This is a genomic window from Chloroflexus sp. MS-CIW-1, from assembly GCF_030444705.1.
In the GTDB taxonomy this organism is placed as follows: domain Bacteria; phylum Chloroflexota; class Chloroflexia; order Chloroflexales; family Chloroflexaceae; genus Chloroflexus.
This window is the reverse complement of sequence record NZ_JAUBWR010000002.1, coordinates 628782-651657: the sequence shown is the minus strand read 5'-3', so window position 1 is coordinate 651657 and position 22876 is coordinate 628782. Positions and strand designations below refer to the sequence as shown.

The following is a 22876-nucleotide window of genomic DNA, read 5'->3' as shown; positions in this document are numbered from 1 at the left end:
GGATTGAAAAGGTTGAGAAGTGCCAGGCACGCTCCGCAGCACGAGCACTACAGACGTTGCCAGCCCCTACACCTCTCATACCACCCAGCGCGCATCGAGAGCTTGCGCACGAGCCGCAATCGCCGCCCGCCGCTCCTCAAACCCGCGCCGACCGAGCAGGGCGTAAGTGTTGATCTTGCCAGCTTCGACCCCAGGCTGGTCAAAAGCATTAATGTTGAACAATTCACCGGCAATTGCCGTCTGCATTTCCATCAGCATAAAGAACTGACCAAGCGTAAAGGCATTAATCTCCGGAAAGATATGCGTGATATTCGGTTGTCCGGCTTCGCTAAGTGCAATGGCCGTAGCCTGTTGTTCTGCCTGGATCAGCTCCGCCATGGTGTGTCCGCCAAGGTAACTCACACCTTCTAGATCAGGATAGGCTGTTGGGATAGGGGCTGTTTCTGCATAACGTTCGACTGCGATAAAGTTGATCAACTTATCATACGGCCCTTCCATATAAAGCTGCACTTGAGAATGCTGATCGGTCGCACCGAGCGCCTTTACCGGCGTCTGCCCGACCCGTGCTGGTTGGCCGTTACGATCAATCGCCTTCCCCAAACTCTCGGCCCACAGTTGTGCAAACCAATCGGCTACATCGCGCAGCCGATTAGCGTAAGGCATCATTACCACAATTGGCTTTCCTTTGCGGAAGCAGAGATAATTGATCAGAGCGCCCAGTGCTGCCGGGTTTGTCAATGGATCAGGATTGGCTGCCAGTTCGCGACCGTATGCGGCGCCGGCTAACAACTCACGGATATTCACCCCCGTCATTGCTGCCGACAACAACCCCACTGAAGTCAACACCGAGAACCGCCCACCTACCTTTGGCGGCAGATCAAACATTGTCCAGCCCTCACGCAGCCCGATCTGGCGCAAAAATCCACTGTTCGGATCAGTTGTCAGTACAATATGATCGCCCAGGTGATCTTCCCCAACCGCTTCAACCAGCGCCTGCCGGAAGTAGAGAAATGACGCCATTGTTTCGGCGGTCGTCCCACTTTTACTGATCACATTAAACATCGTTCGGCGCAAATCGAGAATCTGTAGTGCCCCTGCATTCAGCTCAGGGTCAGAATTATCGAGCACCAAGAGGCGTGGCCAACCTCGCCGCTCACGTGGCAACAAGTTGTAAAATGGGCCATTGATCGCCGTCTGTACTGCAATGTTGCCCAGCGCCGAGCCACCGATTCCCAATACCACGAACGTATCGATCCGATCACGATGTTCGGCAGCAAACTGTTCAAACGGTGTCACATCCTGATCGGGTAACAACGGCCAACCAAGATCGGCCTGCCGTTGTTGGATTGCTGCAATTGCTGCGGCTGCCCGTGGTGCTTCTGCTTCCAGCTCCGCCGGCATGAGACCGTGCGTTCCAAACACGTTATTCACGTCCAGCCGAATCCGTTGGCTTTCTCGCCAGCTCGCATCTTCGTGGCGCATCATGAACTCCTTACTTTATGATCGGCCTTCACTCAATCTGTTTAGAGTCTAGCTTTTCTAGTAACGGTCACCTGCCTTGCCCTATTACGCTCAGGATACCATACCTGCCGTCAGTAATGGCGAACAGAGGCATAAGGAGTGAGGGGTATATGATCCTTATGAGCGTATCATGCACAATCGAACATGGTGAAACGTGCTACGCTCCCTGTCTTTAGCAAGGGGAAAGTGAGAACCTGATCAACAACAATGATTTCAACGAGCGCCGATCCAGTTGCCGCGGCTCTCCCGCGCTCATCATAGTTCAGAGCAGGCGCACGAGTATAATGCCCACACCACGGCGATCATTTGCGTTTCACACCAGAAAACGATAAGATGAAGATGATGAGCGAAAACGGGTCGGCTTGAGGTAAAGGAACATGTATGCACGCAGTACAAACCGCTGACATCAAGAGCTTTCTTATCGGCTCGATGAAACTCCGTCCGTTTACCGGCAACGAACTGATGGCGGTACGGGTCGAAGCTCCCAAAGGAGCGACCGCACCGGCTCATAGCCACCCTCACGAACAAATGACGTTAGTCATCAGTGGTCGTGTACGTTTTCGCGTTGGCGATGAATGGCGAGAACTCGGCCCTATGGAGATTGTCCATATTCCTGGTGGCGTCGAACACGAGGCTGTCATGGAGGAAGATTCGATCTTTTTCGATCTCTTCCATCCGGTACGTGCCGACTTTATCCAGCGCCAGGCTGAAGCTGAGGAAGCTTAAGATGATCGCTACGGATTACTTGCACGCTCGTTCTGCGTCTGGCGGGCTGCGGCATATTCCTCAGCCGTAATCATCTGACCGCCAACCACTTCCTGGCTAATCAATCGACGTTGGCGGTCAAAGCGCAATTCGGCTGTCATCAGGCGAAAACAACGATCATCCATCATCTCTTTACGAATCCAGTAACCGGCGATCTCTTCACGATCATCATATTCGACCGACAAATCGTTGTAGAGGTTAATCCGGGTTTGTACAACAGCACCACACCGGTTGCAGCGCACGTGGAAAAGCATCACCGGCGGTTCTGAATGACCGCCGAATAATCGTCGTAACCATTGCATGAGTTCACTCTCCGATATAGATGCGACAAGATGCTATGATTCATCATAGCGCACCTACCAAAGAACAGCAACCATCAGGAGTGTTATACCAATCCTGTTCACGAAAACCGTATATCCTGGTGCGCGGGCCTCTGGCCCGCAATCCCACCTTGCGTGGAAGAACGCGCCGATGATGATCGTTCCCCCGATGCCCCACAAGCAGGGTGAACATACGGGGGACTCGGAGGTAGTAGGGCGCTGATGCACTCCCTCATAGATTTCAGCCGCCCACCGCACCTACAGCCAGAGGCCCGCATCCCCAGATGACTGCGTGAGTCAGAAGTCATTGGCAGCGGATGTGTGATGTTCATCGGTGTTTCTTCGCTGGTGTATCGTCTGGTCATCGAAGGTGACCTAAAGCTGAAAACTCCGAAAAACCCTATCCGGCGCCGTACCCATTTGCATAAAACGCCAGATTGTGTTAGAATGCACACTGCTGAGCGATGGCTCGACGCCGTCGGTGTGTGCCGACGTAGCTCAATTGGCAGAGCAGCGGTTTTGTAAACCGCCGGTTCAGGGTTCAAGTCCCTGCGTCGGCTCCATCGCTACTTACGGGTCGGTACCGAAGTGGCCAAACGGGGCGGTCTGTAAAATCGCTGGCTTACGCCTTCGCAGGTTCGAATCCTGCCCGGCCCACCAACAAATGAGTAGAGTGTTTCTTGTATCGCTCTACTCGTTTATGCCTACGTAGCTCAGTCGGTAGAGCACGTCTTTGGTAAAGACGAGGTCACGGGTTCAAGTCCCGTCGTAGGCTCCAGCCGACAGTGATGGCGAGGTGAGCGCGAACCTTGCCCAGTTGCTCGTGCCAACTGTCTTGGCACGAGCGGCATATTTTCGCGCCTTGTCTTAAGGAGCAAGGAATCCATGGCCAAACAAAAATTCGAGCGGACGAAACCGCACGTCAATGTCGGCACCATCGGTCACGTAGACCACGGTAAGACGACGTTGACCGCTGCAATCACCAAGGTGCTGTCACTCAAGGGCGCGGCCCAGTTTATGGCCTACGACCAGATTGACAACGCACCCGAAGAGCGTGCCCGTGGCATTACCATCGCCATTCGCCACGTCGAGTATCAGACCGAGAAACGCCACTACGCGCACGTGGACTGTCCTGGTCACGCCGACTATATCAAGAATATGATTACCGGCGCAGCGCAGATGGACGGCGCCATCCTGGTAGTGAGCGCGCCCGATGGCCCGATGCCCCAAACCCGCGAGCACATCCTGCTCGCCCGCCAGGTGCAGGTACCGGCCATCGTGGTGTTCCTCAACAAGGTCGATATGATGGACGACCCCGAGCTGCTGGAGCTGGTCGAGCTGGAGTTGCGCGAGCTGCTCAGCAAGTACGGGTTTCCGGGCGATGAGATTCCGATTATCCGCGGGAGCGCGCGCAATGCGCTGGAAAGCCCGAGCCAGGACATCAACGCGCCGGAGTATGCCTGTATCCTGGAGCTGATGAAGGCGGTCGATGAGTACATTCCGACGCCGCAGCGGGCGATTGACCAGCCGTTCCTGATGCCGATAGAAGACGTGTTCGGGATTAAGGGGCGTGGAACGGTGGTGACCGGGCGGATCGAGCGCGGGAAGGTGAAGGTCGGCGATACGGTCGAAATCGTGGGGATGACCGAGGAAGCGCCGCGCCGGACGGTAGTGACCGGGGTGGAGATGTTCCAGAAGACGCTCGACGAAGGGATTGCTGGCGACAACGTCGGCTGTCTGTTGCGGGGGATTGAGCGCAACGAGGTTGAGCGCGGGCAGGTGTTGTGCGCGCCTGGGAGCATCAAGCCGCACAAGAAGTTTGAGGCGCAGGTGTACGTGTTGAAGAAGGAAGAGGGTGGACGGCACACGCCGTTCTTCTCGGGCTACCGGCCGCAGTTCTACATTCGGACGACCGACGTGACGGGGGCGATTAGCTTACCGGCGGGGATGGAGATGGTGATGCCAGGCGACAACGTGGTGATGACCATCGACCTGATCGTGCCGGTGGCGATTGAAGAGGGATTGCGCTTCGCCATCCGCGAGGGTGGTCGCACCGTCGGTGCCGGTGTCGTAACCAAGATTCTTGATTAATTCCCAAGGCCGGATTCGCTAAGCTGTCGGTGGCGCTGCCGTCGCCGACAGCTTCAAAGTGAAGGGTATAAAATGGCCGTGGCCAAAGATACAGATCGTGACGTTCAAGAAAACATTCTCGTGCGCACGTTTCGCGAAACGCGCAGCGAGTTACGGCAAGTTGTTTGGCCAAGCCGCGAAGAGACGATTCGCCTTACGATCCTCGTGGTTGCAGTGTCGCTTGTTATCGGGTTGTTGCTCTTCATTGGCGATACAATCTTCACTTTCCTTTACACGAGTCTCGTGAGCCTCGTCCAGTAGCTGTTCGCGAACGGGGACTGCCATGTCTGAGGAAAAGGAAAAGGAAAAAGAGAAAGAGGCCGATGATCGGCGCTGGTATGTGATCCATACCTACTCAGGTTACGAAAATAAGGTCAAGAAAAATCTGGAGCATCGGATTGCGTCGATGGAGATGCAAGACCAGATTTTTCGCGTGATCGTGCCAACTGAAGAGGAAATTGAGATCAAAAATGGTCAGCGCCGCACGGTTAATAAGAAGATCTATCCCGGCTATGTCCTGGTGCAGATGCGTCTTACCGATGATTCGTGGTACGTGGTGCGCAATACACCTGGCGTGACCAGCTTCGTCGGGCATGGCAATAAACCTACTCCCCTTGATGAAGAAGAGGTGAAAGCAATTCTTCGTCAGATGGAGGGCGAAACTCCGAAGGTACGCGTAAGCTATCAAAAAGGACAGGCGGTTAAGATTATCGATGGTCCCTTTACCGATTTCGAGGGTATTGTCGATGCCATCGATCACGAGCGAGGTCGGGTGCGTGTCCTCGTCTCTTTCTTTGGCCGTGAAGCGCCAGTTGAACTTGATTTCTTACAGGTAACTCGATTGGTAGAATAATTGTGTCGTCGATCCGCTACCTCGCCGGTTGCGCGAGGGAGGGAGAGGGCGTTGCCTGCTTTCCCGCCATGTAAGGAGTTGTGTCGTGGCTAAGAAACTTGTGGCAGTGGTAAAACTGCAATTGCCGGCCGGTAAGGCTACCCCGGCGCCGCCCGTTGGCCCGGCGCTCGGTCAGTACGGCATCAATATTATGGCCTTCGTGAAGGAGTATAACGAAAAATCGGCCTCGCAGGCCGGGAGTATCGTTCCGGTCGAGATTTCGATTTACAGCGACCGCTCCTTCGTCGCCCGTCTGCTTACCCCACCGGCGGCTGATCTTTTGCGCAAAGCGGCTGGTATTCAGAAGGGTGCCAGTACGCCGAAGCGCACGACGGTTGGTACGATTACACGTGCACAGTTGCGCCAGATCGCTCAGCAGAAATTGCCTGATATGAACGCGAATGATATCGAGGCCGCTGAGCGGATTATCGCCGGTACGGCACGGAGTATGGGCATTAAGATTGTTGAATGATTAGTTGGTGGGAGGATTACTTGATCCGCCATCACCACCAGGAGTAGCTGCCATGCCAAAGCACGGAAAAAAGTATCTCGCCGCTCTGGCGAAGGTTGATCGAACTCGTCTCTATTCACCGCTCGATGCGCTCGCCCTGGTTAAAGAAACGTCGTACACAAAATTTGATGCGACGGTTGAAACGCATCTGCGGCTTGGTATCGATCCTCGTCACGCTGATCAGAATATTCGTACTACGGTTGCATTGCCACACGGTACCGGTAAAACGGTGCGTGTGCTGGTCTTTGCTCAGGGTGAAGCTGCGCAAATCGCGCTCGATGCCGGTGCAGATTATGCGGGTAGCGATGATTTGATTGCCCGTATCGACCGCGAGAATTTCTTCGACTTCGATGTGGCTATCGCAACCCCTGATATGATGGGTAAGGTCGGTCGCATCGGTCGTAAGCTCGGTCCGCGTGGTTTGATGCCTAACCCAAAGAGTGGGACCATCGTTCCTGCCGCCGATCTGGCCCGTACCATCCGCGAGGTGAAGGGAGGTCGGGTCGAGATTCGTAACGATAAGACCGGTATCCTGCACGTTGCTATCGGGAAGGTTAGTTTTACACCACAGCAGTTGAGCGAAAATTTTGTAGCGCTCATGGACGCGGTGAAAGCGGCAAAGCCAAGTGGTGCGAAAGGTACCTATATTCGGAGTGTGACGCTGACAAGTACTATGGGGCCTGGAATACCGGTTGATCCGGTTGCTGCCCAGAATTTGAAGGTCTAATATCTTTCATTAGCTGCCTGAGACAGTCGGTGAGCTGTGCTCTTAATGGCCTTTGGGCTGCCGACCGAGGTGGCGTCTGAGATACGATAGTCGTGAGTGATATGCTCACTCTGTCAGTTGTGCGCAGATAAGCTGCGCCGTTCTCGGTCGCCTGTCTCAGGAGACAGGCGACCGTTTTTAATCTACTTTGAGAGGAGGTGAAATGCATGCCAACGCAGCGTAAAATTGAGACGGTTAGTACGCTGACCGAAAAGCTGCGCCGCGCCCAGTTGGTTGTGGTTGCCGACTATCGCGGCGATGGTAAGGGTATGAGCGTTGCCGATATGACAGAGTTACGCCGTAAGTTGCGCGAGCACGGTGGCGAGGTTGTAGTGGCAAAAAATACGCTGTTGAGAATTGCCGCTAATCATACTGGACGTGAGGCAATTGACCCACTACTGTCTGGCCCAACGGCAGTGACCTTCGGGTATGACGATGTCTCGAAGGTTGCGAAAGCGCTCCTCGATTATCTAAAGTCGGGGAATAAGAGCTTTACTGTGCGTGGCGCCTTGCTCGGTCAGACATTGCTTCCGGCTGACGCCCTTGAGCAGGTGACCAGGCTGCCTTCGCGTGAGCAGGCGCTTGCACAGGTGGTCGGCGGCATTGCCGCACCGGTCGCTGGCGTGGTTGGTGTTCTCAACGCCGCGATTTCAAACGTTCTCTACGTATTGCAGGCTCGGATCGATCAGTTACAACCGCAAGGTGAAACGGCATAATCGTTATCTGCGCGGTCAAGTATTTATTTCTATCCTATAAGGAGTGTACAACCATGTCCAAGATTGATTCAATTATCGAGATGATTGAGGGCCTTAACGTCCTCGAGCTGGTTGAGCTGAAGAAGAAGATGGAGGAGAAGTGGGGGGTTACCGCTGCTGCTCCTGTGATGGCAATGGGCGCCGCAATGCCGGTTGCTGCGGCCGGTGATGGTGCTGCGGCTGCGGCGCCGGTCGAAGAGAAGACTGAATTCGACGTCATCCTCAAAGAGGCCGGTCCTAACAAGATTCAGGTTATTAAGGTGGTGCGTGAGCTGACCAACCTTGGTCTGAAGGAGGCGAAGGACCTGGTTGAGGGTGCACCCAAGCCGGTTCGCGAAGGTGTGAGCAAGGAAGAGGCCGAGGCAGCCAAGGCGAAACTGACCGAAGTCGGTGCAGTGGTTGAGATTAAGTAGTCCTGCCCTTGCAATTTAGCTTTGCACGGAGTGCGGCAGATGGTTGTAAAGACCTTGCCGCACTCTGTTTTTGTTGAGTTGTTGTTGATTTCATAGTAATCGTTCAACTGTTTTTGGGTGAAATGAGGTCGGTATACGCTGTTTCCCTTGCTACACGGCGCTTTTGATCATTGTATTTCTTGTCACATACTTATAGTGATTGCTGCCACTAGCAGTAAAGCCTGCTCTGGAAAGGAATCTGTTATGGAGCTGTTTCTACAGGTGTCACTAGAAGGCGAATCGGTTCGTTGGGGGCGGATACCAATATCCTACCTTGCGATCTTTCTGGCAGTTTTCAGCGCGCTTTGTATCGAACGGGAGAAATCCTGCTTGATGAGCAGGATAATGTTGAGCACGATGTTAAGAGAATTGTGAGGCGGAAGCAACTTCGGCAGCTTCTAGAATTGGATCTCGTTGGGATTTCGGAGCGCAGTCTATCAACGATACTTTCCTTCCAGCGAAGCGTAACCGTGCGTTCGGCAGGAAACGGTAGTGAGGCGATTCGTATTTTTGAGAAGGCTCTTTGGGAATTAGAAGAGATGCAACACGTTACAGACGAGTCGTCTTTCAGGTTCGATAGAGAGGTGCTTACTGCTTGGAGTAGGGTTGGTGACCTCTTCCGAAGAGGTGTCTCATGCATGACCTTCACATTGTATCGAGACGTATTACCACTGCACGTTTGGTATACCGCTCAGGGGTTTGATGTCATCAGCAGACACACATTGACCGAGATAGAAGGTTATGTGTTCATGGTCGATTTTAAGCGTCGGCGTATGTCATTACAAACGTCTTCTGGCGAGTCGGTGTCTTGTACGTTCACCGAGGAACAAGCGGACGAGGTCGATGGAATGACACGACACTACGTGCGGGTAACAGGTGAAGCCATTATCAATCCGGCTACCGGCAAGACGAGCTATGTACGTGTACATACTATTGAACCGTTGTCGAGAACCCGGGAGTTTTGGCAGTTTAGAACTCTTGATGAGCTTGCCATGCTACAGGGAATTACCTCAAAAACCAATCTAGAAACTCTCTATAATACATGGCCTGGCGAGGTTGATGATAAATTTGAGGAGTTTATCAATAGTCTACGCAAAGGAAATTTAGCTGAATAGTGCAAGAGCATTGCATGAAATCGAAATATCTGCTTCTCGACACAAATATTGTTTCATACATCATGAAAAATGCTCCACAAGCACAGCTCTATGAAAAGCATCTCTCAGGAAAGAGACTTGCTATATCCTTCATTACTGTGGGAGAGCTTTGGGCTGGCGCAGAGTGGGCAAATTGGGGGCACAACAAAAAGCACAACTCCGTGCTACTATTCGTAAATTTGTGGTGATTCCCTGCAATTATCGTATAGCCGAACATTACGGTGCGATCATTGCACATCGAAAAAAGAACGGTGTCCCGATCTCCTGCGCCGATACCTGGATTGCGGCATGTGCACGAAGCTATGATATACCTCTCGTTACCCACAACGCGAAAGATTTTACCAATATTCCTGGCCTGCAAGTGATTACCAAAAACCCTTGAAACGTACAGAGTGAATATCGCGCCGGGCATAAATCTCTCAATCCTCTATCACAGATATGGTATATTAGATAATTGATGAAGACTGTACTGCCGCGTGCGTTTCGCGCTGTTGAGCAATTTCACGAACTATACGCAGTCGTGGCGCCGGCGTTGCGGGCGCAACAGGAACGGGTACAGGCCTGCTTGCGTACTGCGATTGAACGACCGGCGCTGTATGAGGCTGTGCTTGCCACACTGCGCGAGCAGCGGGGGGTTATCGCCCTCGAAGCGCCGATGGGTGTTGGCGCAACGACTTTGCTCTGTCAGTTGGCGGTACGCGCTGAATGGCCGCTCTGGCTGGCCGATGATGATGAGGGAAATGGAGCACTAGCCTTCTACGCCCAGATTGTGGCCACTCGTCGGCCCACCTTGCCTTTACTTGATCCGGCTGCGTTGACTGACCCCGCTGCTTTTGAGCGTCTCCTGAATGAGATTGCCGACCCGTCTCGCCCGCTGGTGCTGCTGGTAAGTGCGCCGGATCGTGATCGGCAACCGTTGCGTCCGCTCCCGTTACCACTGCCGTTTGATGTACCGCCAGGCGTTATTTTGCTGGTTCATGGTCAATTGCCGGTCGAACCAGATGCTCGACTGGTATTACCCGCCGCTGATCGGGCGCTGCTTCAGACACAGACCAGTCTCCTTGAACGGCGTCACTGCCCACCCAAATGGCGCGAAGCTATTTTGGCGGCTGCTCAGGGGAATTTGCTCTACCTCAGTTGGGCTGAACGTTGGCTGCACCTTGGCTTGCTGGAGATTACTCATCTGCCGACCGATCTCGATCAGCTTCTTCAGAATTGGTGGCAGTCGCTTAACGCAACCGAACGACGTTTGGCAGTATTGTTAGCTGCGGCTGGTGAACCGTTACCGGTTGTTGCGCTCGCCGAGGTCAGCGCTGAGCATCCACAACTCCTGCTCGACCGCTGGGAAGAACAGGGATTGGTGCATATCAATTTGTGGCGGGCGAGCGATGAGGATACTCTCTTGCTCGTGCGCTATACCCATCGTGCGCTGCGCCTTTTCCTTGCGCGTCATGTGCCGCACGAGGTGGAGGCTGCGCATTGCGAGTTGGCTCAGTGGGGCACTGAACGGTTGCGGCGTAATCCGCTCGACCCGACCAATCGCTATCTCGGTCGGCAACTGGCTCGCCATGCGGTACTATGTACGCCCGAGCAACGAACACCTGATCTGCCTGTCGCACAGCCGTTGAGCTGGCTACGCGAACGAGAATTACGGGAAGGATTGGCTGGCGCGCTGCGTGATGCCGGATGGATGCTGCATGACCCGGCACTCACGTCGCCGCTGAGTCTGGCGCGGATGGCTGCGGTTACCGGAACGCTTGCCGCTCGCGCCCGTCAATTGAGCGGCGAGTTAGTAACGGCTGCGTTCCTCACAGCGGTGAATACATCCGGTCGTGAAGGAAGCCTGCGCCGGGTGACCGCTATTGTCGAACAATTGCCGGATGGGGTGCCGAAAGCGGCCGTTTTGCGTCAACTCGGCGAAGCGTGTTACAGCGTGAATATGCGGAGTGCAGCGATGCGCCTGCTCTCGCGCGCGCTTGATCTCGAGGCGCAACCGGTCTCGCGGGCGTGGCGTGATGTTCGTGATCAGGCAATAGAAGCGTTGGCAACGGCGTGTATCGAGGCGGGCGATCCTGATCGCGCCTTGCTATGCGCCGAGCGGATCGATTTGCTGGAACGACGCGCTCATGTCGAAACGCTGGTTGTGCGTTACTTCCTGGATAACGGTCAGTACGATCGGGCCTGGCGATTGGCACGGGCTATTCTGCACGAACATCGTGCAGCCTGGGCGCAAGCTGAGGTTGCAGTGGCGCTGGCACGGATCGCCGATCCCCGCGCTCAGATGTTACTTGCAGAGCTAACGGTAGAGACGGCGCGGGCATGGGCAGAAATCGAGTTGGCCTGCGATCTGGCTACACATAACGAAGATGCAGCGTTGCAGCGGATTATGGCGCTGCCAAGTCCTCATCAGCGCGATCGTGGTTTGGCCCGGCTGGCGCGGGTCTTTGCCCTGGCCGAGAAGGATGGCGACGCCCTGGCGGCTGCAGAGCGGATTACCAGCCGCGAATTGCGCGTAACGACGCTGCTTGAGTTGCGAGTCTTGCTGCAAGGTCTGGTTGCAAACTTAGCAACCGAACGGGCAACGCGGGAGATAGACGCGCTCCAGGGTGAAGACCGACCGATTCTCCTGGCTGCACTGGCCGCAGCGCATGCTGCGATTGGGCGTCGAGAACGGGCATTGACAATTGCCCGCCAGTTAAGCGGCGAAGAACTGGAACGGGCCCTGTCGCGGGTAGCCGTTGCGTGCGCCCAGGCTCATGATTATACTGGCGCTCAGGCGGTACTTGCCGAGATCACCGACGATGATGAGCGTGATTGGGCACGCGATGAGATTGCGCGTCTGCTGGCGGCTGCCGGTGATTGGCAGGCAGCTAGCGATCAGGCAGCGGCTATCGTTGCCCCCGATCAACGAGCACGAACCAGGGCCGATCTGGCGATTGCACTGATGCGGGCCGGTAAGGTATCTGAAGCGGTGAGGTTGATCCGTGAGATTGATCTTGCCGGCGAGCGGGCGCGAGCTTTGATTGTCTCGGCGCCGTTACTGGCAACGGCTGATCCGATCCTGGCCGATCAGCTTACCGATGAGTTGCTGATTGGCGAGGCGCGGAGTCGGTATCGGGCGGCTCTGGTTGTGGCATTAGCCGGACAGGGCCAGCTTACAGTAGCAGATGCCATTACCCGCCGGATTCGCCGTCGCAACGAACGAGTACGGGCCGGGCTGGCGATAGTCGCAGCGCGAGATCCTGCCGATCCGAGCACTCTGGCCCAGTTCGCAGCCACGTTACAGCAGGCCGCTATTGGTCGTGAGGAGATATTCCGTTCGCTCGAGATAGCAGTACCGATTCTGCTGCGGATGGGGGGAACACCCTTGCTGGCCGATCTGGCTGCTGCACTGGTGGCCGATGATCGAGCCTGAACAAGTGCGCCGCGAACACCCAGAGGAACTCGCGTACCGTTGCTACCTTTCGGTCCTGGCGGGGTTCCGCAAGTATCTGCCGTTCGCGGCACAATTCCATTATACGCGAAAATTCCCATTGTGCAACTCTTGCATCTACGAACAAGCGTGGTATTATTCCAAACAACCGTAGTTGCAGGAGGTTCCATGAGCAGCGAAACCACTACTCGTCCCCCCAAGCGCTATGCGCGGATCGCCCCCCTCTATAAGGCGATGATCTGGACATCTTTCATCATGAATGCGGTTCTGCTGGTTGTGCTCGGCATTGTGGTTGGTATTCTGGTGATGTATCAACGCCAGGTAGCCCAGCTCTCCGAGAGTTTACCGGTCTTTGCAGCCAACAATCTCGCCGAGTTGCAAGATGTGGTTGATAAACTCGAAGGGGCGACGATTGTGTATACCGTACCGTTAAGCACCCGTCTACCGATTGAGCTGAATGTGCCGATTAACGGTGATACCATCATGACCGAGCGTAACGTGGTAACGCTGACCGAGCCGGTTGCACTGCAAGCCCCTGCCCAAATCACTTTTCCCGGTGGTGGTGGGAATCTCAATGCCAGTGTGTCTATTGTGTTGCCGGCTGGCCTGGAATTACCGGTTGATCTGAATATGAATGTCAAGTTAGTTACCTCTATTCCGGTTGAGCTGGATGTACCGGTGAACATACCGCTGGCCGAAACCGAATTGGGACCCCAGTTCACTCGACTCGGCGCTATCGTTGATCGGTTGGTAGCACCGGTTGCCCCCTTGCTACCAATGCCAGATACGCCTCCGGACAGTAGTAAGCCACGTCGCGAGTAGATTTGGTGTGCAACCTAACCGTTCCTCAGTTGATCTGGCCCGAACCCGAAGGGCAACAATTCCTGCGGCGTCGTCAGTCGCCGCTCACTGCCATTGTGGTTCAGCAACACAATTTGCGCCTGTGGCGCCAGCTCTAAGATAACCTGGCGGCAGGCACCACAGGGGCTGGCTACAGTCGGGGTTGGAGTCACCACCGCCAGCGCAATGACCGGTCCTGCTGTGGACATATGGGCACAGAATAGCGCCACTCGTTCGGCACATATTGTCAGCGGATAGGATGCATTCTCAATATTAGCGCCGGTAAACATCTGGCCGTCGGCGGTTAGTACGGCTGCACCAACGGCAAATTGCGAGTATGGGGCATACGCACGCTGTTGGGCCTGCAAAGCTGCTGTAATTAAACGATCAAGGGCCACTGGATCCATGCGCTTCCTTGGGGAGCGGCAACAGAGGTTTCTCGGCGTCAGCCGGTGTTGCCGCTGCCACTTCAGCCGGCATTTGCCGCACAATGTGTAACCGTTCAGCACGAATACCCTTTATTGATAATACGGTGATGGTAACATCGCCACAGATAACTTGATCGCCAACCCGTGGAATGCGTCCCAATTGCTCGTACACCAGTCCACCAATCCGGTCAGCGGTCGTTTCTGGAAATTCGACTTCCAGCATGTCGGCTACGTCATCAATGGTTACGCGGGCATCAACAATCAATTCGTGCGGCCCAACCTCGACAATAGATGGTTCTTCGGTGTCATACTCGTCACGAATTTCGCCCACAATCTGCTCGATCAAATCTTCGAGAGTGACGATACCGGCAGTGCCCCCGTATTCATCAACCACAATCGCCATATGCACACGTCGGCGTTGCAAGTCTTCCAACAGGGTAGATACCTTCATCGTCGCTGGTACGAAGTGTGCCGGGCGAAGGAGATCGCGTAGCGGAGCATCGCGCTTTCCATCACGTAGTACGGGAATGAGGTCCTTGGCGTAGAGAATACCGATCACGTTGTCAATAGTCTCTTCATACACCGGAATACGCGAATGACCGCACGTGATGGCGACATCAAGTGCCCGATCAAGGGAACTATTGACTTCCAGGGCAACGACGTCAACGCGCGGGATCATGATCTCGCGCACGAGCGTATCGCCAAAATCCATCACCCCTTCTATCATCTCTCGCTCTTCGTGCTCGATCCATCCTGCCTCTTCACCGGCACTCATCATCAGTCGTAACTCCTCTTCGGTCACCAGGGGAGTGGGTGGAGCTGGTTGTCCGCTGAGGAAAGTAAAGAGCGGACGTGTGATGAGATTAATGATCGCCATCAGCGGCCACAACAGGGTCGCAATGGCTACTAATGGTCGCGCCAGCAGTAAAATGGTTGTGTCAGGACTACGGCGTGCCAGCGCCTTTGCCACAACTTCGCTCAGGATCAAAATCGCAAACAGCAGCCCGACCAGACTGCTACTGATAATCAGAACCCCATGGGCAGCAGTGAGCTGTATGGTCAGTGCAGTGACAGTTATCGTCAGGGCAGCGTTGAGGAAGATAATAGCCGACTTGATCCGGTGCGGTTCATCGAGGAAATGGGCCGAAAACCGACGACCACCGAGACCTGCTGAAGCGAGAAGCGTGCTTAGGCGAGGTCGACTCACGGTGATCAAGGCTGTATCAGCGGCCGAGATGATACCGAGTGCAATGAGACACAGCGCAATCCCAATCACCAGCGAACTAGGGTTAGGGTCTTCCAAGCGAATCATCCTCCTTCCCGCAAAGCAGAGAGGCGCGCATCATTGTGGGTATGCGCCCGACGTTCAGATGGCTTCGGGCGCAACAATGCGGTATGTTCAGGAGAAGAGCGCGCTCAGTGACAAATCTTTGTGAATCCGCATGATTGCTTCGGCGAATAGCGGTGCGACACTGATAGTGCGCACACGTGCTGCGCTTGCTTCGGGAGGTTGCGGTATTGTGTTGGTAACCACTGTCTCGATCAGGTCGGATTGGGCAATCAGTTGCAGGGCATTGTCGGCAAAGATGCCGTGGGTTGCACAGGCATACACTGCACGGGCGCCACGGGCCAGCAAGGTCTGGGCAGCCTCGATTAAAGTTCCGCCGGTTGAGATCATATCATCGATGATAATGGCTGTCTTACCTTCTACTTCACCGACCATTTCAATCACTTCGGCGGTATCGGGTTCGGGGCGTTGCTTGGCGATAATAGCCAGACCGGCGCCGATCCGCTCACGGAAGCGGTTGGCGCGATTCACACCGCCGGTATCGGGGGACACCACAACCGGGTTTGGCAAATTAAGCTCGCGAATATAATCGGCCAAGAGGGGTGATGCCTGTAGATGATCGACCGGAATGTCGAAGAACCCTTCGATTGCCGGAGCGTGCAGATCCATCGTCAGCACCCGGTCGGCGCCCGCGGTGCGGATCAAGTTGGCAACCAGTTTGGCGGAAATGGGTTCGCGCCCCGATGTCTTTTTCTCTTGCTTGGCATACCCATAGTAGGGAATGACGGCCGTGACGCGAGCTGCCGATGCCCGACGGAAGGCGTCGATCATAAGGAGCAATTCCATCAAGTTGTGATCGACCGGTGTGCAGGTAGGCTGGATCACAAACACATCACAGCCGCGCACGTTATCGTGAATTTTGACTCTCGTCTCGCCGTTCTTGAAGGTACCGACTAATGCCCGCCCCAGATTGATACGCAGATTGCGGGCAATCTCTTGCGCTAGCGCCGGATTAGCGTTACCGGTAAAAATGAGCAGGCGACCATCCATAAGTTCGGTCTTTCTTTCTTGAATAGAAACGCGCAGCGAGCATGCTCACTGCGCACCTGTTCATTTGTCAGCTTAGCATCGCTGACTGCTCCTGGTTGAAGAAAGATTGTGTGAGTTCAACCGTTTCATTGCCTGATGGCAGAGCAAGAAATTGGCTGCCGGGCCAGGATTCGAACCTGGACAAACGGATCCAAAGTCCGTGGTGCTACCATTACACAACCCGGCACCTCGCTGAGTATTATACCACAAATAGCGAATGTTGTTGTCGAATTTTTATGACCGTTGGGTATATGCTACACTAGAAGCTGAATGAAGAACGCACAAGGAGTCGCTCTATGACCGATACACAAAAAATTATCTTCTCGATGTACCGGGTGGGCAAGGTCGTGCCACCCAATCGCGAGATTCTTAAAGACATCAGTCTGTCGTTTTTTTACGGTGCTAAGATTGGCGTGATCGGCGTCAACGGTTCGGGCAAAAGCACACTGTTGCGCATCATGGCCGGTGTTGATCAGGACTACACTGGTGAGATTACCCGTTCACCCGGCTATACCGTCGGTTTGCTCGAACAGGAGCCATATCTCGATAACAGCAAGACGGTGCGTGAAGTTGTCGAGGAGGGGGTGGCCGAAACGGTAGCGTTACTCCGTCGCTACGATGAGATTACCGAGCTGTTTAACGATCCAAACGCAGATTACGATGCGTTGATTGCCGAGCAGGCTGAGCTTCAAGATAAAATCGATCACGTTGATGGCTGGAATCTCGATAGCCGGTTGGAATTAGCGATGGATGCGTTGCGCTGCCCACCTGCTGACACCCCGATAGCGGTATTGTCGGGTGGTGAGCGGCGCCGGGTGGCGCTTTGCCGTTTGCTCTTGCAGCAGCCCGACATCCTCTTGCTCGATGAGCCGACCAACCATCTCGATGCTGAGTCGGTTGCCTGGCTTGAACGTCATTTGCAGGAGTATAAGGGAACAGTTATCGCCGTGACCCATGACCGCCACTTTCTCAATAATGTTGCCGGTTGGATTCTGGAACTGGAACGTGGCCATGGGATTCCCTGGCGGGGGAACTATTCGAGCTGGCTCGAACAGAAACGACAAAAATTGGCCGAGAGCGAGAAGGCCGAGTCGCAGCGGCAGAAGGCACTCCAGCGCGAGTTGGAGTGGATCAATATGGCGCCGAAGGGGCGTCACGCGAAGTCAAAAGCCCGGATCGCAGCTTACGAACGGTTGCTGAGCGAGGCTCAGGATCAACGCGAACGTGAACTCGAAATCTATATTCCACCCGGTCCTCGGCTCGGTGACCTGGTTATTCGGGCAACCAATGTGACGAAGGCCTACGGCGACAAGTTGCTCTATGAAAATCTGAGTTTTGATGTGCCACCGGGCGCAATCGTTGGCATTGTTGGTCCCAACGGCGCCGGTAAAACGACGCTCTTCCGCATGATTGTTGGGCAAGAAAAGCCTGATGGAGGGACACTAGAGATTGGTGCTTCAGTCAAGCTCGGTTATGTCGATCAGAGCCGGGAAGTGCTTGATCCGAAGCAAACCGTCTGGGAAGCCATTTCCGAAGGTAACGAGCAGATTATGCTTGGTGGTCGGCAGGTGAATTCACGCGCCTACTGTGCACGCTTTAATTTCAGTGGTAGCGATCAGCAAAAGCTTGTCGGAAACCTTTCCGGCGGTGAGCGAAACCGGGTTCATCTGGCGCGGATTCTCAAGTCTGGGGCGAATGTGCTTTTGCTCGATGAGCCAACCAACGATCTCGATGTTCATACGTTGCGTGCGCTTGAGGAGGGTCTGGAGAACTTTGCCGGTTGTGCGCTAATTATTTCTCACGACCGCTGGTTTCTCGATCGGGTTGCTACGCATATTCTGGCTTTTGAAGGCAATAGCCAGGTCGTTTGGTTCCCCGGTACCTATTCTGAATACGCCGCCGATTATCGGCGACGGAAAGGCGCTGAAGCCGATCATCCCCACCGGATTGTGTATCGTAAATTGACCCGGTAGTTCTCAGGTGGTGTGGAGCGAGCCACAACGCTCTCCTGCGCACAGTAGCAGCAGGGTTGTTAATGGCAGGGGCTGGCGAATCAGTCCCTGCCATTTCTGTGAACGAATGCGTGATAGCTCAAGCATCCTCGGAATGGGTCGCATGAAAGTTAATATCGGCCTCTGTTGTGGAGTGGCCTGTAACTGTGTCGGTTGTGAGAGGCTATTGGTCAGTGTGGACGCGATTTTGTCGATGAGGTAATCGATAAAGGTTATGCCCGCGATTGCCCACCGCGTCGAACTGGCAGGTGATCAATCTCATTTGTGCTGGCGTGGTAATCTTTTCTCGGTCTTTCGTCGGCAAGAGAAGTAGTCCCCGGAACAGGCGGTTATGTTCTTGTGCATGCTACAATGACCTACGCATAAACCTCATTCAGACAAAGGGAGGCGGTATGCGTTTCATAATTTCTTTACTCCTCTGTTTCCTACTGACCGGTTGTGCTACGCCGGTTAGCAGGCCCACACCTACGCCAACCGTACCACCTCCCCCCACACCGCCACCTCCGACACTACCGCCTCCGACTGTCACCCCACGACCGCTAGGTGATACCGATCAGGTACAACTGCCCAGTATGTTTGAATTTAACGCAGAAGTGATTGCAACTGCGCCTGTGCTTGCGCTTGATACACCACAAAACCTCCGACTGACCGCAGGAGAAGTGGCATGGTTTCGGGTAGAGTTACAGGCCGGACAGGCGTATGAAGTGCTTACTACTGATCTGTCCGAGACGCTGGATACGGCCATCACGCTCTTCTGGTCTACCGGTGAGCAGGCAGCATACAACGATGATGCAGACGGTTTCGCTTCACGTATCATTTTCGTGCCGGATGTATCGGCAACACTATATGTGCGCGTGCAGGCATTTCGTTCAGGTTTGGCTGCTGACAGTTGTGTGCTGCTGTTACGCAAGCTCACCTTACCACCACCTGATGCCTTTGAACCTGATAATACGATAGACCAGGCCAAACTGTTGCAGCTCGACGTAGTACAGGATCGGAGCTTTACCTATGCTGATGACGTAGACTGGGTTCGCTTCCGCACGCAGCCCGGTCAGACATATCTCTTCCGTACTTTTGATCTTGATGACCAGGTTGACACAACGCTGGCCCTCCACGGTGAGGATGGGCGAGAACTGGCGTTCAACGATGATGCCGACGGCGGACGGGCATCGGCGATTGTTTATCGGAGTGATCGGGCAGAGACGTTGTACCTACGTTTGGCAACCTATGATGCGCCACAGCTTGATCTTCGCTATCGGTTAGCAGTCTCCCTCTTTACCCCCGCACCGCCTGATGCCTTCGAGCCAGATGACAATCCAAACATCGCTCGTCCACTCAGGGTTGATGAAGAGCAGGAACATACTATCAGCGATCCAGATGATAGCGACTGGCTGATATTTAGTGTACGCCCTGAGACTGCTTATCGTATCAACCTCTCCGCCGTGGGCCTAGGAGTTGATCTGGAAATGGATTTGCGCGATGCTGCCGGTAACATTCTGACGACCGGTAGCTATCTCGATAGTCTCAACCGTGAACTGAATTATCTGGCAGACGTTGAGGCAACAGTCTATCTCAATATTCGAGCCGCCCGTATAACCAGTAACGATACGGGCTACCGCGTGCTCCTACAGGCGGCGCCAGCCGTTGCCATTGATAAATTTGAGCCGGATGATGAATTTGCCCAGGCTTCTTTGCTAGTACCCGGTGAGGAACAAGAGCGAACGATCCGTTCTGAGCTGGATGTCGATCATGCTTTGGTAGAGGTACAGGCGGGCGAAGCCTATCTCTTCCGCGCCGTTGCCATAAATGCTGAAGCTGAACTATTCCTCTATCTGTTCGACGACGCCGAGAATATGCTTCTCGCCAGTGGGATGACCAATATTGAGACGGGTTTACTGCGCTATGTGGCAGAAACAACCGGTTCACGCTTTTTGCAGATACAGGCCTTCAACTTGCCGGTGGGTGGTCTATCCTACCGGCTAGTGCTCGAACGCATTCCTCCTCCACAGCCCGATCCATTTGAACCGGACAACAACCGGCAACAAGCCCGACCCATTGTAATCGGTGAAACGCAGCAGCATAACTTTATCGGTTTTGACGAGGACTGGCTGGTCATTACAATGCAAGCTGACCAGACCTATCTGATAGAGACATTTGATCTCGATCCAGGTGTTGAGACCATTGTCGATGTATTCGATGGAGCTGGAGTATTCATTGCCAGTGATGATAATACGGCCCCTAATTCACGGATCGAGTTTCGGCCTTCGCGTAGTGGTACCTATTATCTGCGTATCCTGAATATCGGCGTGGCCAATTTCGGCGAGAGTTATCGCGTGCGTGTGGTGGTAAAACCATAAGCGTGTGTCTGAATATTCCCGGTTGACGATAAAGGGGCAATGGGGGCGGGTCAAGCTGCCCACCCGTGACAGTGTGCTAACGTGCCGGGCGATCCATTCTCATCGTGCTCCCAGATTACAGGCGCATGTTCAAGACACGTTCTCACCGTTACATCGTCTTCAGACTCTGCTATCAAGAAAGTGCGCAAAGGTGCGCACGGTTCTCTTCCTGCCCCGACGTGTCTTGTTGACCACCGTCGTCTCTGACAGGCGTGACTTTCCCGGCTGCGGCGGGGACGGTCCCCGCCGCAGCGCCGCCATTACTGGTCGGACTCGCCACGGGTAGGGCAGTTTCGGTTGCCAGCCGTTTCAGGTTCCGCGCCGCATTGAGGTCACGGTCATGGTGCGCGCCACATTGCGCACACACCCATGTTCGATCGCTCAACGTCAGCGCCTCGTTCTTCCAGCCACAGATGGAGCACAGTCGGCTACTTGGATACCAGCGATCAGCAATACCCAACCGCGTTCCGTAGCGTTTCGCCTTGTATTCCAACTGCGAGCGCAACATCCCAAAGCCCACGTCAGAGATGGCGCGAGCGAGCTTCTCGTTCGCGAGCATCCCCTTGACGTTTACATCCTCGATCACTAACGCTTGGTTTTCGCGGCAGAGTCGAGTCGTGAGCTTATGAGTAAAGTCCGCTCGGAGATTGGCAAGGCGGGCATGCAGCCTTGCCAATGTCGCAGCGGACTTCTGCCGGTTGTTCGAGACCGGCAGGCGCGTTCCTTTGGGCAGGCGGGCATGGCGTCCAAACCCCGCCATCTCTTTGGCGGCTTCCAGCTTGCGGCTGAGACGCCGACCGCGAATCTTGAGGCGACGCAGCGCTGCTTTGAGCGGCTTTGGCGCTTCGATGACTTCGCCGCTGGAGATCGTTGCGGCAGCCTTAACGCCCAAGTCGATGCCATTGACCTCATGGGAGGTGCGACGCCGATAGCATTGCGCATCGGGCACTTCGACCTGTATTGCCACAAACCAACGATCTGCCGTGCGCGAGACCGTCGCGCCCAGTATCTTTCCTTTGAAGCGCAGTTCCTCGGTCATGGCGACGTCGCCGATCCTGGGCAGACGGATCGTCTTGCCCATCAGAGTGAACTTGTCGTTGGCTACATAAAAGCTGTCGCGGCAACGGCCCTTTTTCTTGAAGCGCGGTGCGTGCGCCTCTTTGCCAGCCTTGAGGTCAGCGAAGAATCTTTCCCAGGCTTTGGCGAGATGAGCAAACGGCTGGGCGTGTGCGTCCCGGTGAATGTCTTGCAACCAAGGCCGGCCGCTCTCATCGAGCCACTGCGGGTCGGTGTACTTGATGGCGTTGAACTGTTTTTTGAGCGCCATGGCGTTTGGCCTGCCGCCTGCTGCGTATTGCCTGTTCCACTCATTGAGCGCCCAGTTCCAGACACGCCGCGCCGTGCCGCAGGCGCGCTTGAAGTAGTCCACCTGCTCAGGAGTCGGGCAACGAGCGATCGTGTGGGTTCGTTGCATGGTTGGGCCTGTTTGACGCCATGTGCATCCTGTTTCAGCGCTGCATCCACCTGCTTTCGATCGTTCCTCACACCGTATCGCCGAGACGAACAACCGTGCACGATGGTCATCACGTCTTGCCCCATTTCCGGTTCGGGAGACCGCCGTTCCTGGGTGAGCACCAGCACTGCGCAGCCATGGGTTTTGGCGTCATGTTCGAACCACGCAACGCCGAAACGGGTGAGGCGGTCCCGGTGCGCGAGGATCAGCATCTTGACGTCCCGTCGCCCGATCTCGTCCATACGGGCCAGAAACCGCTTGCGCGTGACGTTCAACCCGCCGCCCACTTCCTCGATACACTCGACCCCCGCCAATCCCTTCGCCACCACGACCTCTTCCAGCACGTTGCGCTGATTCGCCAGGTCCGGCTGCTGTGCTGCACGCGATACCCGACAGGAGGCGACCAGCGTGGGTGGCGCATGGTTCGCCTGCCGCAAACCGATGACCGCACGGATTTGCGTCTCAGGGGAGAGACGGCGGTTGCTGTCCGTTCGGGCCACCGGAATCAGCCTTCCTTCGCGTTCCCAACGCTGCAACGTCTTGACCGAGACACCAAGGAGTGTTGCGGCTTTCCCTGTGCGCATGGTGTTTTCCACGAGCACCATGCTACA

The 22876-nt window shown here is 55.0% G+C and carries 20 protein-coding genes, 4 tRNA genes, 1 other RNA gene, 1 pseudogene and 1 other annotated feature; of the genes and pseudogenes, 17 read left to right on the top strand and 9 right to left on the bottom strand.

The genetic code is table 11. The features are described from left to right. Positions 1-75: 75 nt before the first annotated feature. Positions 76-1482: a glucose-6-phosphate isomerase gene (locus QTO31_RS15585; protein ID WP_367620653.1), complete on the bottom strand. Its 1407-nt coding sequence runs from the start codon at positions 1480-1482 to the stop codon at positions 76-78. Between the two features lie 420 nt (positions 1483-1902). Here QTO31_RS15585 and QTO31_RS15580 point away from each other — a divergent pair, with 420 nt between their 5' ends. Next, positions 1903-2247: a cupin domain-containing protein gene (locus QTO31_RS15580; protein ID WP_031458411.1), complete on the top strand. Its 345-nt coding sequence runs from the start codon at positions 1903-1905 to the stop codon at positions 2245-2247. A gap of 8 nt (positions 2248-2255) precedes the next feature. Here the strand turns inward: QTO31_RS15580 and QTO31_RS15575 are convergent, their stop codons facing one another. Continuing rightward, on the bottom strand, positions 2256-2588 hold the full coding sequence (locus QTO31_RS15575) for a hypothetical protein (protein WP_031458412.1): 333 nt from the start codon (positions 2586-2588) through the stop codon (positions 2256-2258). A gap of 505 nt (positions 2589-3093) precedes the next feature. On the opposite strand from QTO31_RS15575, the gene QTO31_RS15570 reads away from it, so the two are divergent. From QTO31_RS15570 to QTO31_RS15515, 13 genes are all read left to right on the top strand, one after another. Next, positions 3094-3169, top strand: a tRNA-Thr gene (locus tag QTO31_RS15570). 11 nt (positions 3170-3180) lie between these two features. Further along, positions 3181-3266 (top strand) — tRNA-Tyr (locus tag QTO31_RS15565). 42 nt (positions 3267-3308) lie between these two features. Then, positions 3309-3384: transfer RNA gene (locus QTO31_RS15560), tRNA-Thr, on the top strand. A 107-nt stretch (positions 3385-3491) separates the two neighbouring features. Continuing rightward, positions 3492-4697 carry an elongation factor Tu gene (gene tuf, locus QTO31_RS15555; protein ID WP_301430008.1) on the top strand — a complete coding sequence of 402 codons (1206 nt, stop codon included), beginning with the start codon at positions 3492-3494 and terminating at the stop codon, positions 4695-4697. Between the two features lie 72 nt (positions 4698-4769). Further along, the gene (gene secE, locus QTO31_RS15550) at positions 4770-4997 is read left to right on the top strand and encodes a preprotein translocase subunit SecE (protein WP_301430006.1); all 228 of its coding nucleotides are present in this window, start codon (positions 4770-4772) and stop codon (positions 4995-4997) included. A 22-nt stretch (positions 4998-5019) separates the two neighbouring features. Then, on the top strand, positions 5020-5589 hold the full coding sequence (gene nusG / locus QTO31_RS15545; RefSeq protein ID WP_028458698.1) for a transcription termination/antitermination protein NusG: 570 nt from the start codon (positions 5020-5022) through the stop codon (positions 5587-5589). Positions 5590-5674: 85 nt separating this feature from the next. After that, complete coding sequence (rplK, locus tag QTO31_RS15540; protein WP_031458414.1) at positions 5675-6100, top strand: 50S ribosomal protein L11; 426 nt, start codon at positions 5675-5677, stop codon at positions 6098-6100. A gap of 52 nt (positions 6101-6152) precedes the next feature. Beyond that, positions 6153-6866: a 50S ribosomal protein L1 gene (gene rplA, locus QTO31_RS15535; RefSeq protein ID WP_301430003.1), complete on the top strand. Its 714-nt coding sequence runs from the start codon at positions 6153-6155 to the stop codon at positions 6864-6866. Then, positions 6865-7055: a sequence feature (ribosomal protein L10 leader region), on the top strand. (Overlaps the previous gene by 2 nt.) 17 nt (positions 7056-7072) lie before the next feature. Then, the gene (gene rplJ, locus QTO31_RS15530) at positions 7073-7621 is read left to right on the top strand and encodes a 50S ribosomal protein L10 (protein ID WP_031458415.1); all 549 of its coding nucleotides are present in this window, start codon (positions 7073-7075) and stop codon (positions 7619-7621) included. A gap of 53 nt (positions 7622-7674) precedes the next feature. Continuing rightward, positions 7675-8073, top strand: coding sequence for a 50S ribosomal protein L7/L12 (gene rplL, locus QTO31_RS15525; protein WP_028458694.1), 399 nt, complete (start codon positions 7675-7677; stop codon positions 8071-8073). A 677-nt stretch (positions 8074-8750) separates the two neighbouring features. Further along, positions 8751-9227 carry a hypothetical protein gene (locus QTO31_RS15520; RefSeq protein ID WP_301430001.1) on the top strand — a complete coding sequence of 159 codons (477 nt, stop codon included), beginning with the start codon at positions 8751-8753 and terminating at the stop codon, positions 9225-9227. A gap of 124 nt (positions 9228-9351) precedes the next feature. Next, a complete protein-coding gene (locus QTO31_RS19355; RefSeq protein ID WP_411278405.1) occupies positions 9352-9648 on the top strand; it encodes a PIN domain-containing protein in 297 nt (98 codons plus the stop codon). 75 nt (positions 9649-9723) lie between these two features. After that, the gene (locus tag QTO31_RS15515) at positions 9724-12681 is read left to right on the top strand and encodes a hypothetical protein (protein WP_301430000.1); all 2958 of its coding nucleotides are present in this window, start codon (positions 9724-9726) and stop codon (positions 12679-12681) included. Here QTO31_RS15515 and ffs read toward each other — a convergent pair. Next, positions 12679-12777, bottom strand: an RNA gene (gene ffs / locus QTO31_RS15510) — signal recognition particle sRNA small type. The two genes, QTO31_RS15515 and ffs, sit on opposite strands and share 3 nt — an antisense overlap. A 90-nt stretch (positions 12778-12867) precedes the next feature. Here ffs and QTO31_RS15505 point away from each other — a divergent pair. Continuing rightward, positions 12868-13521 carry a hypothetical protein gene (locus tag QTO31_RS15505; protein ID WP_031458419.1) on the top strand — a complete coding sequence of 218 codons (654 nt, stop codon included), beginning with the start codon at positions 12868-12870 and terminating at the stop codon, positions 13519-13521. A 14-nt stretch (positions 13522-13535) separates the two neighbouring features. Here QTO31_RS15505 and cdd read toward each other — a convergent pair whose 3' ends face one another. The 4 genes from cdd to QTO31_RS15485 all read right to left on the bottom strand — a co-directional run bounded on the left by cdd (position 13536) and on the right by QTO31_RS15485 (position 16531). Further along, the gene (gene cdd / locus QTO31_RS15500; RefSeq protein ID WP_031458420.1) at positions 13536-13946 is read right to left on the bottom strand and encodes a cytidine deaminase; all 411 of its coding nucleotides are present in this window, start codon (positions 13944-13946) and stop codon (positions 13536-13538) included. After that, entirely contained in the window at positions 13927-15279 is a 1353-nt protein-coding gene (locus QTO31_RS15495) for a hemolysin family protein (RefSeq protein WP_301429999.1), read from the bottom strand. Before QTO31_RS15495 ends, cdd begins: the two co-directional genes overlap by 20 nt. A gap of 87 nt (positions 15280-15366) precedes the next feature. Then, a complete protein-coding gene (locus QTO31_RS15490) occupies positions 15367-16305 on the bottom strand; it encodes a ribose-phosphate diphosphokinase (RefSeq protein WP_031458422.1) in 939 nt (312 codons plus the stop codon). A gap of 152 nt (positions 16306-16457) precedes the next feature. Continuing rightward, positions 16458-16531 (bottom strand) — tRNA-Gln (locus QTO31_RS15485). A 109-nt stretch (positions 16532-16640) separates the two neighbouring features. Between QTO31_RS15485 and ettA the strand changes: the two genes are divergently transcribed. After that, a complete protein-coding gene (ettA, locus tag QTO31_RS15480) occupies positions 16641-18317 on the top strand; it encodes an energy-dependent translational throttle protein EttA (RefSeq protein ID WP_031458423.1) in 1677 nt (558 codons plus the stop codon). A gap of 431 nt (positions 18318-18748) precedes the next feature. After that, complete coding sequence (locus tag QTO31_RS15475) at positions 18749-20713, top strand: hypothetical protein (RefSeq protein ID WP_301429997.1); 1965 nt, start codon at positions 18749-18751, stop codon at positions 20711-20713. A gap of 172 nt (positions 20714-20885) precedes the next feature. On the opposite strand, the gene QTO31_RS15470 is transcribed toward QTO31_RS15475, so the two are convergent. Together QTO31_RS15470 and QTO31_RS19350 are read right to left on the bottom strand one after the other, a co-directional pair. After that, positions 20886-22226 carry an RNA-guided endonuclease InsQ/TnpB family protein gene (locus QTO31_RS15470; RefSeq protein WP_301429996.1) on the bottom strand — a complete coding sequence of 447 codons (1341 nt, stop codon included), beginning with the start codon at positions 22224-22226 and terminating at the stop codon, positions 20886-20888. A 110-nt stretch (positions 22227-22336) separates the two neighbouring features. After that, positions 22337-22849 (bottom strand): annotated as a pseudogene (locus QTO31_RS19350) (IS607 family transposase); the annotation flags it as partial. Positions 22850-22876 lie beyond the last annotated feature (27 nt).

Excerpts from the sequence above, each read along its gene's own strand:
- QTO31_RS15585 (WP_367620653.1), bottom strand. The coding sequence starts at position 1,482 with ATGCGCCACGAAGATGCGAGCTGGCGAGAAAGCCAACGGATTCGGCTG.
- QTO31_RS15580 (WP_031458411.1), top strand. The coding sequence starts at position 1,903 with ATGCACGCAGTACAAACCGCTGACATCAAGAGCTTTCTTATCGGCTCG.
- QTO31_RS15575 (WP_031458412.1), bottom strand. The coding sequence starts at position 2,588 with ATGCAATGGTTACGACGATTATTCGGCGGTCATTCAGAACCGCCGGTG.
- tuf (WP_301430008.1), top strand. The coding sequence starts at position 3,492 with ATGGCCAAACAAAAATTCGAGCGGACGAAACCGCACGTCAATGTCGGC.
- secE (WP_301430006.1), top strand. The coding sequence starts at position 4,770 with ATGGCCGTGGCCAAAGATACAGATCGTGACGTTCAAGAAAACATTCTC.
- nusG (WP_028458698.1), top strand. The coding sequence starts at position 5,020 with ATGTCTGAGGAAAAGGAAAAGGAAAAAGAGAAAGAGGCCGATGATCGG.
- rplA (WP_301430003.1), top strand. The coding sequence starts at position 6,153 with ATGCCAAAGCACGGAAAAAAGTATCTCGCCGCTCTGGCGAAGGTTGAT.
- rplJ (WP_031458415.1), top strand. The coding sequence starts at position 7,073 with ATGCCAACGCAGCGTAAAATTGAGACGGTTAGTACGCTGACCGAAAAG.
- rplL (WP_028458694.1), top strand. The coding sequence starts at position 7,675 with ATGTCCAAGATTGATTCAATTATCGAGATGATTGAGGGCCTTAACGTC.
- QTO31_RS15520 (WP_301430001.1), top strand. The coding sequence starts at position 8,751 with ATGACCTTCACATTGTATCGAGACGTATTACCACTGCACGTTTGGTAT.
- QTO31_RS15515 (WP_301430000.1), top strand. The coding sequence starts at position 9,724 with ATGAAGACTGTACTGCCGCGTGCGTTTCGCGCTGTTGAGCAATTTCAC.
- QTO31_RS15505 (WP_031458419.1), top strand. The coding sequence starts at position 12,868 with ATGAGCAGCGAAACCACTACTCGTCCCCCCAAGCGCTATGCGCGGATC.
- cdd (WP_031458420.1), bottom strand. The coding sequence starts at position 13,946 with ATGGATCCAGTGGCCCTTGATCGTTTAATTACAGCAGCTTTGCAGGCC.
- QTO31_RS15495 (WP_301429999.1), bottom strand. The coding sequence starts at position 15,279 with ATGATTCGCTTGGAAGACCCTAACCCTAGTTCGCTGGTGATTGGGATT.
- QTO31_RS15490 (WP_031458422.1), bottom strand. The coding sequence starts at position 16,305 with ATGGATGGTCGCCTGCTCATTTTTACCGGTAACGCTAATCCGGCGCTA.
- ettA (WP_031458423.1), top strand. The coding sequence starts at position 16,641 with ATGACCGATACACAAAAAATTATCTTCTCGATGTACCGGGTGGGCAAG.
- QTO31_RS15475 (WP_301429997.1), top strand. The coding sequence starts at position 18,749 with ATGCGTTTCATAATTTCTTTACTCCTCTGTTTCCTACTGACCGGTTGT.
- QTO31_RS15470 (WP_301429996.1), bottom strand. The coding sequence starts at position 22,226 with ATGCAACGAACCCACACGATCGCTCGTTGCCCGACTCCTGAGCAGGTG.